This window comes from Flavobacterium sp. GSB-24, assembly GCF_027924665.1.
Classification (GTDB): domain Bacteria; phylum Bacteroidota; class Bacteroidia; order Flavobacteriales; family Flavobacteriaceae; genus Flavobacterium.
The window spans coordinates 2,842,277-2,854,459 of the sequence record NZ_AP027043.1 but is presented as its reverse complement, the minus strand read 5'-3'; the positions used below and the strand labels follow the sequence as shown (position 1 = coordinate 2,854,459).

At 34.3% G+C, this 12,183-nt stretch carries 12 protein-coding genes; 8 read left to right on the top strand and 4 right to left on the bottom strand.

Going from position 1 to position 12,183, the window contains the following annotated elements; all coding sequences use genetic code 11:
* The first annotated feature begins 2 nt into the window (after positions 1-2).
* From QMG60_RS12425 to QMG60_RS12415, 3 genes are read left to right on the top strand one after another with little or no spacing between them, the layout of a single operon-like run.
* A complete protein-coding gene (locus QMG60_RS12425) occupies positions 3-854 on the top strand; it encodes a sulfurtransferase (RefSeq protein WP_281865085.1) in 852 nt (283 codons plus the stop codon).
* 15 nt (positions 855-869) lie between these two features.
* Positions 870-2,111 carry an ATP-binding cassette domain-containing protein gene (locus QMG60_RS12420; protein WP_281865084.1) on the top strand — a complete coding sequence of 414 codons (1,242 nt, stop codon included), beginning with the start codon at positions 870-872 and terminating at the stop codon, positions 2,109-2,111.
* On the top strand, positions 2,112-2,723 hold the full coding sequence (locus QMG60_RS12415) for a family 16 glycoside hydrolase (protein ID WP_281865083.1): 612 nt from the start codon (positions 2,112-2,114) through the stop codon (positions 2,721-2,723).
* Positions 2,724-2,938: 215 nt separating this feature from the next.
* Here the strand turns inward: QMG60_RS12415 and QMG60_RS12410 are convergent, their stop codons facing one another.
* A complete protein-coding gene (locus QMG60_RS12410) occupies positions 2,939-3,985 on the bottom strand; it encodes an RluA family pseudouridine synthase (RefSeq protein WP_281865082.1) in 1,047 nt (348 codons plus the stop codon).
* Positions 3,975-4,595 (bottom strand): PASTA domain-containing protein, encoded by a 621-nt coding sequence (locus QMG60_RS12405; RefSeq protein WP_057118547.1) that lies wholly within the window; start codon positions 4,593-4,595, stop codon positions 3,975-3,977. Before QMG60_RS12405 ends, QMG60_RS12410 begins: the two co-directional genes overlap by 11 nt.
* A gap of 252 nt (positions 4,596-4,847) precedes the next feature.
* Between QMG60_RS12405 and QMG60_RS12400 the strand changes: the two genes are divergently transcribed.
* The 4 genes from QMG60_RS12400 (at position 4,848) to QMG60_RS12385 (ending at position 7,923) form a co-directional block, all read left to right on the top strand.
* Positions 4,848-5,819: a D-alanine--D-alanine ligase gene (locus QMG60_RS12400; protein WP_281865081.1), complete on the top strand. Its 972-nt coding sequence runs from the start codon at positions 4,848-4,850 to the stop codon at positions 5,817-5,819.
* 157 nt (positions 5,820-5,976) lie between these two features.
* Entirely contained in the window at positions 5,977-6,669 is a 693-nt protein-coding gene (locus tag QMG60_RS12395; RefSeq protein ID WP_281865080.1) for a YetF domain-containing protein, read from the top strand.
* 53 nt (positions 6,670-6,722) lie between these two features.
* Positions 6,723-7,181, top strand: coding sequence for a pantetheine-phosphate adenylyltransferase (gene coaD, locus QMG60_RS12390; RefSeq protein WP_057118550.1), 459 nt, complete (start codon positions 6,723-6,725; stop codon positions 7,179-7,181).
* Positions 7,182-7,344: 163 nt separating this feature from the next.
* Positions 7,345-7,923, top strand: coding sequence for an alkylphosphonate utilization protein (locus tag QMG60_RS12385; RefSeq protein WP_281865079.1), 579 nt, complete (start codon positions 7,345-7,347; stop codon positions 7,921-7,923).
* Between the two features lie 262 nt (positions 7,924-8,185).
* On the opposite strand, the gene QMG60_RS12380 is transcribed toward QMG60_RS12385, so the two are convergent.
* Both QMG60_RS12380 and QMG60_RS12375 read right to left on the bottom strand, forming a co-directional pair.
* Positions 8,186-8,629: a hypothetical protein gene (locus QMG60_RS12380; protein ID WP_281865078.1), complete on the bottom strand. Its 444-nt coding sequence runs from the start codon at positions 8,627-8,629 to the stop codon at positions 8,186-8,188.
* Between the two features lie 191 nt (positions 8,630-8,820).
* Complete coding sequence (locus QMG60_RS12375) at positions 8,821-10,185, bottom strand: DEAD/DEAH box helicase (protein WP_281865077.1); 1,365 nt, start codon at positions 10,183-10,185, stop codon at positions 8,821-8,823.
* A gap of 228 nt (positions 10,186-10,413) precedes the next feature.
* Here QMG60_RS12375 and QMG60_RS12370 point away from each other — a divergent pair, with 228 nt between their 5' ends.
* On the top strand, positions 10,414-12,141 hold the full coding sequence (locus QMG60_RS12370; protein ID WP_281865076.1) for a M14 family metallopeptidase: 1,728 nt from the start codon (positions 10,414-10,416) through the stop codon (positions 12,139-12,141).
* Positions 12,142-12,183 lie beyond the last annotated feature (42 nt).

Genomic DNA, 12,183 nt, shown 5'->3' with positions numbered 1-12,183 from the left:
AAATGTCTAATTCAATTTCTCCGTTAATTACAGCAGAAGAATTAATTCTATTAAATCGTTCAGATATCATTTTAATTGATGCGCGAACGGGTGCAGACTCTTTTGAAATCTATCAAAAAGAACATTTAAAAGGAGCGCGATTTGTAGACTTAAATCGAGATTTAGCAGCAGTTACAGAAAATCCCGCAAACGGCGGACGACATCCTTTGCCAGCTGTGGAAGATTTTTCGAAAACACTTTCTTCTATCGGAATTTCAGCTTCAGACCATGTTATAGTTTATGATGATAAAAATGGTTCTAATTTCGCAGCCCGATTCTGGTGGATGATGCGCGCTGTCGGACATGAAAAAATTCAGGTTTTAAATGGCGGTCTTCAGTCTGCAATTCAATCTGGTTTTCCAACCAGTTCTGGAATTGAGATTTTTGATAAAACAACTTATCCTGTTCAAAAATGGAAATTACCGCTGGCAGAGATAGAAGAAGTCGAAAAAGCCCGTAAAAACGATCAAAATATTGTAATTGATGTTCGAGACAAAAACAGATTTGACGGACTCATAGAACCTTTAGATCTAATTGCGGGACATATCCCTGGAGCTATAAATGTACCGCTGACTGAAAATTTAGACGAAAACGGATTTTTCAAATCTCCTGAAGAATTAGCCAAAAAATACAAAGCTATAATTGGAGATAAAAAAAGCGAAAATACAATTGTACATTGCGGTTCTGGCGTTACAGCCTGTCACACTTTATTAGCAATGGACTACGCTGGACTTCCGATTCCGAAATTATATGTAGGTTCTTGGAGCGAATGGTCGAGAAACGATCGCGAAATGGCATTAAAAGAGAATAAATAATACTAAAAATACACCATGCAGCATTGGGATATACTTTTATCAAATCAGGTAAATAAAAAAGCATTTATAGACAATATTTTAAACGGTGAAGCAAAAGGAGAATTAGCGGTTTTTAATAACCAAAAAGGAATTCTGTTCTCTGATATTGCAATCGAGAAATTCATAGAAAAAGAGTTTCAATACGACAGCGTTGAAGCCTCTAAAACATCAAATAGACAATTAAGAACCTTTTCTTCTGGAGAACGCAAAAAAGAGTTTTTACGTTACTGCATTGAACAAAAACCCGAATTTATCATTTTTGATAATCCGTTTGATCATTTAGATCAGCCTTCAAGAGTAATCCTCGCTGATTCTTTAAAAGATCTCACAACCGAAATTGCTATTATTCAAATTTTAAACCGTACTGTTGACGTATTAGATTTTGTTCCAAATAAAGCGTTAATAAAAGACAATACTTTCGAATTACATGCTTTAGTGAAAACCGAAAACCACTTTAAAACTTTAAATACAGCAGCAATTCCAAAAGCTTTAGAACCTCATGACTTTCACGAAAGTGTATTAATTAAACTAGAAGATGTTTCTGTAAGTTACGAAGAACGTAAAATTATAAATAACATTTCGTGGACCGTAAAACAAGGCGAATTTTGGCAGTTAATTGGTCCTAACGGTTCTGGAAAAAGCACTATTTTATCCTTAATTACAGGCGATAATCCAAAAGGTTTTGGGCAGAATTTATTTTTGTTTGGCAGAAAAAAAGGAACTGGCGAAAGTGTTTGGGATATTAAAAAACAAATTGGAATCTTCGCAACTTCGATGACCGATTTATTTCAAAAAAGCCACACTTTAGAACAAATGATTTTATCTGGGTTCTTTGACCAGATAGGACTTTATACGGAACCAACAACACATCAAAAGCAAATTGTAACGCAATGGCTTGAAGTGATAGAAATGTCACATTTGCGTAAAAAACGTTTTATTGATCTTTCTGTTGGACAGCAGCGTGTGGCTTTAATTGTCCGCGCCGTTTTAAAACATCCGCCTTTATTAATTTTAGACGAACCAGTTGAAGGTTTAGACGACGAAAATGTAGAATTGGTAATTCAATTAATCAACACTATTAAACAGGAAACTAATGTAAGCATCATTTACGTTTCTCACCGAATCGAAAAAGGCCTTGCTCCTACTTCTGTCTTCGAACTTTTGCCAGCTGAAACAGGATCAATCGGAAAAATAAAATACCACTCAGAATTAAATTAAATGAAAATTAAAATTGCATCAATTCTTATTTTACAGCTGTTATTCATTTCTTGCTCGAGCACTATTTCAACAGTAAAAAAAGAATATACTTTAAACAATTCAAAAGAACTAAAATCAGATTGGACGATTAATTCTAAAGAATGGATTCTAAAAAAAGACACTCTTACAGGAAATGGTTCTCTTTCTCCTTGGGGAGTCTTGGTTTCGAAAAAACAGCTTCCAGAGAATTATGAAATTGATTTAAAAGTCAATATGACAGGAGAATCTTTATTTGAAATAATGCTTAATTTGGATAAAGGAAAATACATTAGAACATACTTGTACCAAATTGATCAAAACATAGTAATTGGCGATGGAATTTATGATAAAAAAGACAATTCGTATGGTAAACGAGGCGGAAAAACGTTGTTTAAAAAACCAATGGAATTAGAAAATAACAAATGGTATTCCGTAAAAATTAAAGTCCAAAACAATCAATTATTCTTTTCTGTAGACAACAAAACTTCTTTAGAATGTTCTCTTGAAAAAAGCAATTTAAACCAAAAAGGAAAACTAGGTTTTATAACCAACGGTGAAGTAAAAATAACTGGTTTAAAAATTAAATCTCTTTAAGAATTAAATTAATAACATAAAGCATAACTGTAGAGAAGCACCGCAGTGCGTCTAACACATTGTGAATATTCGTTGAGGAGACGCACTGCTGTGCGCCTCTACAGAATATTGGAATGGTAAAACGAAAAAAGCTCCGAAAAGGAGCTTTTTCTATTTCATTTAGTTAAGGAAAAATTATCTAATTATCTAATTGACAAATTCCCTAATTTATCTAATTAAGCATCTTCATCCTCAACATTATGCGACTTCACATAATTACGCCACTTTTCGATACAATCTTGAAAATCCTTTGGTAATTCTGTATCAAAACGCATTAATTCACCTGTATTTGGGTGAACAAAACCAAGCGTTTTAGCATGCAGTGCCTGACGAGGCAAAGCTTTAAAACAATTGTCTATAAACTGTTTGTATTTTGTAAAAGTAGTTCCTTTTAAGATTAAATGTCCGCCATAACGTTCATCATTAAACAACGGATGTCCGATGTGTTTCATGTGCGCACGAATTTGATGCGTTCTTCCAGTTTCCAGTTTACAAGAAATCAAAGTTACGTAACCAAAACGTTCCAAAACTTTATAATGCGTAATCGCCGGTTTCCCAATTTCTGGATCGTCAAAAACCGCCATTTGCATACGATCTTTTAAGTGTCTTGCCAGATTTCCTTCAATGGTACCGCTTTCAGCCACAACATTTCCCCAAACTAGAGCAATATACTCACGTTCAGTCGTTTTAGCTTCAAATTGTTTTGCTAAATGTGTCATTGCAGCTTCTGTTTTAGCCACAACCAAAAGACCAGAAGTATCTTTATCAATACGGTGCACCAGACCAGGACGTTCACTGCTGTTCATTGGCAGATTATCAAAATGATGTGCCAAGGCATTTACCAAAGTTCCGGTGTAATTTCCGTGACCTGGGTGTACAACCATTCCCGGCTCCTTATTGATCAATAAAAGAGCATCATCTTCATAAACAATATTCAGCGGAATATCTTCAGGAAGAATATGATTTTCAAACGGCGGATGCGATAACATAACCGTAATCACATCAAAAGGTTTTACTTTATAATTTGATTTTACTGGAATATCATTTACAAAAATGTTTCCTTCAGTTGCTGCGTTCTGGATCTTGTTGCGCGTAGCATTCTGAATCAAATTCATTAAATATTTGTCAATACGCAAAAACGCCTGACCTTTAGGTACTTCAAATCTGTAATGCTCAAATAATTCGTCTTCCAGATCTAAATTTTCTTCAATATTATTGTTCATCTTGTGGGGTTTCTGCAGGCTCAGTTGCTGTACTGTCTGCCTGACTTTCATCTACATAGCTTGCTTTTCCGTCGCCTAAAACCAAATCGATTTTAGACGCTTTCAATACGCGGTCTCCTACTTTTAAATTTCTGCCTTTTAAACGCATTTCCAATACCATATCTTTTCCAAGATTCGGAATATAAGTAATCGTTCCTGGCTCAAGTCCTAAAGCTTTTAAAGTCGGAACTGCTTCACGATACGTTTTCTCGATCAAATCAGGAATTTTAACAGAAGAAAAGCCTGAAGCATTAATCTTAATATAAATTTTTCTTCCCACTTTTACTTTAGTTCCCGGCAGCGGATCCTGCTCAACAACACTATATTTTGGGAATTCACTTCTGTAATCAACACTGTCCAGCAGTACGTAGTCTAAATCCAGTTCATCCAATTTCTCTTCTACTTGTTCCTCAGTCAGTTTAGACAAATTCGGAACAGCTATTTCATGTCCGTGATCAGTTGTAAAAGTCAACCAATGCATAAATAAATAACCAATAACCGCAATGATAGCTGCGGCCGCAAGCAATTGCAAGAAAAAAACTCGGCTTGTTAAATACTGACGTAAACTCATAAATTTATTTTTAATAGCGACAAAGATAAAGTATTTCGTTTCAAAAAAAATGATAATTTTGTTTAAAACAAGAATGCAAGAAATTGTTTGACTGAGCGAAGTCGAAGTCCCGTTTGCCGAATTACTTTGCGGGGACTTCGACTTCGCTCAGTCTGACAAATATAACGAACAAACATAATTCGTAAAAATTAGTACAATTAGAAACAATAAAATCGATTAAATAACAAAACGATTAAACAAATAAACAATAAAATGAAAAACATTGCCATCATCATGGGCGGATATTCAAGCGAATACAAAATTTCACTGATCAGCGGAAACGTTGTATACCAATATCTTGATAAAACAAAATACAACGGATTTCGAGTTCACATTTTCAAAGAAAAATGGGTTTATGTAGACCAAAATGATGCCGAATTCCCAATCGATAAAAATGACTTTTCAGTAACAGTAAACGGAGAAAAAATAACTTTTGATTGTGTTTTCAACGCAATTCACGGAACTCCAGGCGAAGACGGATTAATGCAGGCATATTTCGAATTAATCGGTATGCCGCAATCTTCTTGCGATTATTACCAATCTGCACTTACATTCAATAAAAGAGATTTATTATCGGTTTTAAAACCATACGGAATCAAAACGGCAATCTCTTATTATTTGAACAAAGGAGACGAAATCAATACAGCTGAAATTGTTAAAAAAGTTGGACTTCCATGTTTCGTTAAACCAAACAAGGCAGGTTCAAGTTTTGGAATTTCTAAAGTAAAAACCGAAGCTGAACTGCCAATTGCAATCGAAGTGGCGTACAAAGAAGACAATGAAATCATCATAGAAAGTTTCCTTGACGGAACTGAAGTTTCTGTGGGCGTAATTAATTATAAAGGTGAAATTAAAGTTTTACCTATGACTGAAATCGTTTCAGAAAATGATTTCTTTGATTACGAAGCTAAATACGAAGGAAAATCACAGGAAATAACACCTGCAAGAATTTCTGATGAGTTGACTCAAAAAGTAGGCGAAATAGCAAAACGTGCTTACGAAGTTTTAAAGATGAAAGGTTTCTCCCGAAGCGAATTTATCATCGTAGACAACGAACCGTACATGCTGGAAATGAATACTATTCCAGGTTTAACGACAGAAAGTTTGATTCCGCAGCAATCAAAAGCAGCCGGAATTTCACTAGAAGATTTATTCACCAATGCGATTGAGTTAGCTCTAGCTTAAAAAAGATACTAAGGTTCTGAGATGCTAAGTTACTAAGATCTCAGAACCTTATTTTTTAACCCAATACTGTCAGGCTGAGTGAAGTCTAAGTTATCAAAAGCTTAAACCTAAAAAACTTAGAAACTTAGCCCCTCAGAACCTTAGAACCTTAAAAAAAATGAAAGAAATCTTTGAATGGAATAGATTGTTATTTAACGAATTACCCCAGGTTTTCCTTCTGGAAGTAATATTTCGTTCAACGGTTATGTTTACTATTTTACTGCTTACATTAAAGTTAGCTGGTAAAAGAGGAGTAAAACAATTATCTATATTCGAAACCGTAATTGTTATTGCGCTTGGTTCGGCCGCCGGCGATCCAATGTTTTATGAAGATGTCGGAATAATACCGGCAGCGATTGTTTTCTTAGTTATCATTATCCTATATCGCGGTGTAACATGGCTTACTGGAAAGAGTAAAAAATTCGAGGAATTTATAGAAGGCAAAACCGAATGTTTAATTAATGATGGAAAATTTTCTATCTCAACTTTTAGAAAAGAATCTTTGGCTCAGGACGAATTTTTCTCTGAATTAAGAATCAAATCTATTGAACATTTAGGACAAGTAAAACATGCTTTTATAGAAACAAGCGGAGAAATCAGTGTCTTTTTTTACAAAGATGAAGAAGTGAAACACGGCCTTCCTATTTTGCCTTTACTTTTTCATCAAAAAAGTAAAAACATTCTAAGTGACGGAATTTATTCCTGCACTTTTTGCGGTCATACCGAAGAACAAAAAAAAGGAACCGCAAAATGTAAAATCTGTAAAAAAGACGAATGGGTTCCAGCAATAAAAACCCTTAGAATTACCTAAATAAAGATCAAAACTTAGAATCTTAGTAACTCAGAACCTTAGAACCTCAAAAAATGAGAAGAGCAATATTCCCCGGATCCTTTGATCCTATTACACTTGGACATGAAGACATTATCAAAAGAGGAATTCCTTTGTTTGACGAAATTGTAATTGCGATTGGTGTAAATGCCGAAAAAAAATACATGTTTTCATTAGAAGAAAGAAAGCGTTTTATTGAAGAAACTTTTAAAGACGAACCGAAAGTATCAGTTATCACTTATGAAGGTTTAACCATTGATCTGGCAAAAAAACTAAAAGCCAATTTTATTTTAAGAGGTCTTCGCAACCCAGCAGATTTCGAATTTGAAAAAGCTATTGCGCATACGAATAGAAAACTTTCTAAAATAGAAACAGTATTTTTATTAACTGCTGCAAGTACATCATTTATTAGTTCGAGTATTGTTCGTGATGTATTGCGTCATGGAGGTGAGTATGAAATGCTGGTTCCTGATGCGGTTAGGGTTAAGAAATAACACTACACGCTAAGTCATAGCAAGGAACAAAGCAAACGGACTATGCTTACTTTGTTAAAATTAAGTATGAAATTGCTTCGTTCCTCGCAATGACACAAAAACATAAACTTGCAAGCGAAGCAAATTATAAGTAATTTCGCATTTTTAAAATAAACACCAAACAATGAGTATCGAAAGAGAATTAAGCAAACGAAGCGGATCTAAATGTGAACTTTGCGGAAACGAAGAAAACCTTAAAGTTTATCAAGTACTGCCAACTCAAAAAGGCGGTATAGATGAAGCTATATTAGCCTGTAATACTTGTATTGACCAAATTGAAAATCCAGATAACGTCGATTTAAATCACTGGAGATGCCTTAACGACAGCATGTGGAATGAAAATGTTGCTGTGCAAGTTGTTGCTTGGAGAATGTTAAGCCGTTTGCGTGCTGCAGGATGGCCTCAGGAATTATTGGACATGATGTATTTAGATGAAGATACTCTCGCATGGGCACAAGCAACTGGCGAAGGCGAAGATGACGAAAATAAATTAGTTCATCGTGACAGTAACGGTGTTGTACTACAACATGGATATTCTGTAGTTTTAATTAAAGATCTTAAAGTAAAAGGATCCAGCATGGTTGCCAAACAAGGAACTGCTGTGAGAAACATTCGTTTAGACCACGAAAACGCTGAATACATCGAAGGAAAAGTTGATGGACAGCAGATTGTGATTATAACGCAGTATGTGAAGAAGATTTAAATAAAGTTGCTAAGGTTCTGAGATGTTAAGATTCTAAGTTTTTTTTTGAATACTCAGTATTTAACCGCAAAGCACACAAAGATTTACGCAAAGTTCACAAAGTTTTATTCACAAAGCTTTGCGAACTTTGTGCTTTTAAAAGCCTTTAAATAAAAAAACTTAGCGAGCTTTGCGTTAAAATTAAAGACAAAGTTTATCAACCTGAAACTTGAAACAAAAAAGCCGTTCAAATAGAACGGCTTTTTATACATATATCGAAAAATTATTTTTGAAATAATTTATTGATTTGGTCTTTTACGAATGGCTCAGAAACGTTGTTTGTTGCTGCGTCTCTTTCTTTACCAGAAACCATAAACTGAACTGTAGATTTGTCTGGAACCACATTTCCTGTGTAGTGCAACCAAATGTAGTTGTTAGGTAACTCTAATTTGATATCGTACAACGGAGAAGCTGTAAATCCGCCCATGATAATGTTGTATAAAGAGTTATAAGCATTATCGATGTTCTTGAATGAAAATTTTCTCAAAGTCGAATCGTCATCACTTTGAACAATAGTGTAATACACAGTGTATTCTTCACCAATTTTCTGAATGTAGTTGTTATTTACTTTTCCTAATTTTTCTACAGGAACCGTTTCTAGAACCTTAACCTGTGCAAACGAAACAAAAGTAAAAAACAATGCGGCAAGAGTAATAATCTTTTTCATATAGTATTTGGGGTTACAATTTTACTGTAGCAAAAAAACATAGAAATATTGAAAAAACACCTATCAAATCATTATTTTTTTAACATAAAATTGTAAAACTTAGTTAAAGAATTCTAAACATCTGAAATACAAGGAGATAAATCCAAAGTCAAAAAAACTCTTTAATCAAATTATTCGCTCGTTTAGCATAACTAATATCTCCCTCTTTTCTCCTCTTCTTCTTTCTTGATGACATTTCGGGCAACCTCAATTTTGAACTTTTTGCCTTTCATCTTTTCGTCCTTAATATTTTTCAGAAGTTCTTTTACCTTATTGAATCTTACGGCTGCAAACGAAACAAAATCTTTTACTTCAATTAAACCTAAATCGTCTTTTTCTAATTTTCCCTTTTGAGAAAAGAAACCCACAATATCAAATTTATTTAGTTTTGTTTTCTTACCGCCGCTGATATAAATAGTTTGAAATTGAGGTGGATTTGGCAGTGAAACTTTTCCTTCAACATTTAAAACTGCCATTTCATAATCAATATAATCTAATTGTTTTTCACTTTCGTGAATGATAACATAAGACGTTCCAGTTGCCTGCATACGCGCTGTACGCCCATTTCTATGCGTGAATTCGTCTTCTTTCAATGGGAGGTGATAATGAATAACGTGTTTCATTTCTGGAATATCCAAACCTCTAGCTGCTAAATCCGTTGTAACCAAATAGCTGACGCTTCCATTTCTAAACTGAATTAAAGCGCGCTCACGTTCGTCCTGATCCATTCCCCCGTGATAATAAACCGAATAAATTCCTTTTTCGTTTAAAGTATCGCTGATACGTTCTGCAGCATCGCGATGATTACAAAAAATAATCGCCGATTCTGAATTTAAAGAACAAATTAAATTGAACAAACTCTGTAATTTATCTTTAGCTGGCGAAACCACCATTTTCATCGAAAGATTAGCTTTTTCTTCTTCCTCTGGAATAAAATCTAAAATTGTTGGATTTACAACGCGTGTGTATTTCGGAATTTCAATATCGGAAGTTGCCGAAACTAAAACCCTTTTATTTACTTTCGATAATCTGCCAATGATGAAAGACATTTGTTCGTGAAAGCCTAATTGAAGCGATTTATCAAATTCATCCAAAATTAAAGTCTGAATTTTATCGGTTCTAAAAGTATCTCTGTCAATATGATCGGCAATTCTTCCTGGCGTTCCAATTAAAACCGCAGGCGGATTGCTTAAATTTTTGATTTCTGTGTCGATTGAATGTCCACCGTAGCAGATATTTACTTTATACTGCGTTCCCATTTTTTTCCAAACCTGTTCGATCTGAAGTCCAAGTTCGCGGGAAGGAACCAAAATTAGACATTGAACAGAAAGAATCTCAGGCTGCAATAATTCTAAAATTGGAAGCAAAAAAGCCAATGTTTTTCCAGATCCAGTTGGAGAAAGTAATAAAACGTTGTTTTCGTTTAAAATGGCATCTTGCGCCATTTCCTGCATTTCGTTCAGACTCTGAATCCCTAAATTCGAAAGTATATTGTTGGAATGGTGTTTTTTATTCATTTTGCAAAAGTAGGGAAAGTTTTTTAACCGCAAAGCACGCAAAGGTTTACACAAAGTTCGCAAAGTTTAGTTCAAAGCTTTGCCAACTTTACGTTTTTATAAAACCCATACATAAAAAACCTTGCGTGCTTTGCGGTAAAAAACACAAAGTCAATCAACTTGAAACCTGAAATTTGAAACTTTTAAACAAATAAAAAACTATATTTGATTTTGATTAAAACCAAAACCATGAAACTTTTTACCTTTTTCATTTCACTTTTCACCATTACCCTTTTCGCTCAAAACAACAAAAAATACGACACTTTTTTTGAGAAAGGAAACGGAAATCAATCGGCAACTTATCAAGAAACTATCGCTTATTTTAAAATGCTCGCTGCCGATTTTCCAACTATTCAAATGAAAGAAATGGGACTGACAGATTCTGGAGAACCTTTGCATATGATTACCTTCAATCCTGACAAGGAATTTGATTTTGATAAAATACAGAAAACCAAAGCCGTTTTATTTGTTAATAACGGTATCCATGCAGGTGAACCTGACGGAATAGACGCTACCATGCAATTCTACAGAGATTTGGCAATTGGCAAACTGAAAGCGCCTAAAAATACTGTTTTAGTTACCATTCCCGTTTATAATATTGGTGGTGCTTTAAACCGAAATTCGACAACTCGAGCGAACCAAGACGGACCCGAAATTTATGGTTTTAGAGGAAATGCGAGAAATTACGATTTGAACCGCGATATGATGAAATCTGACACAAGAAACACCAAAAGTTTTGTCGAGATTTTCCAAAAGATAAATGCCGACGTTTTTATTGACAATCACGTAAGTAACGGTTCTGATTATCAATACAAATTGACGTACATTATGACACAGCATAATAAACTCGGAACTGTTTTGGGTGATTTTATGAATAACGAAATGATGCCTGCTTTGGTCAAAGATCTTCAGAAGAAGAAAATTGAAACTACGCCTTATGTCGATTCGTTTAAAGATACTCCAGACAAAGGTTTTGGGCAGTTTGTAGATAGTCCGCGATACACAACGGGTTACACTTCCCTATTTAATACGATTGGTTTTGTAGTTGAAACACACATGCTGAAAAAATATGCAGAACGTGTAAAAATGACCTACGAATACATGAAATCGACTTTGGATTTTACCGATGCGAATTATCAAAAGATAAAAGATTTAAGAGCAAAGAATTTAGAACAATATCAGCCTAAAAAATCATATACTCTAAAATGGGAATTGGACAGTACAAAAGCGACCACTTTTTCGTTTTTGGGTTATGAAGCAGGTTACAAAAAAAGCGACGCTACAACAGGAAATCGTTTGTATTATGACAGAACCAAACCATACAAAAAAGATGTTCCGTATATCAAAGAATTCAAATCGGTAAAAGATGTTATTATTCCGTCTGCTTATATCATTCCACGCGGTTATTGGAATATTATTGAACTTTTGAAAAACAATAATATCTCGTTTAAACAAATTAAAAACGATACAATTATAGAAGTTGAAAGCTACAGAATTGCCGATTTTAAAACTGTTCCGTCTGCTTACGAAGGGCATTATTTACACAGAAACACGACCGTAACTTCTAAAATGGTTAAAATGGCTTTCGCCAAAGGAGATTACATTGTTCCAACAAATCAAAAAGGTGTAAAATATCTTCTAGAAGCTTTTGAGCCAGAAGGTGTTGACTCTTTCTTTAACTGGAATTTCTTCGATCCGATTTTACAGCAAAAAGAACATTACTCAGAATATATTTTTGAAGATACCGCGGCGCAGCTTTTAAAAGATAATCCAGCTCTAAAAGCAGAATTAGAAACCAAAAAACAAAACGACCGCGAGTTTGCTAAAAATGCAGAAGCACAGTTAAATTGGATTTACAAGCATTCTGTTTATTATGAAAAGGCACATATGCAGTATCCTGTTTATCGTGTTTTGTAGATTTTTTTACTGCCTTTTTTTTAACGCAAAGTGCGCTAAGTT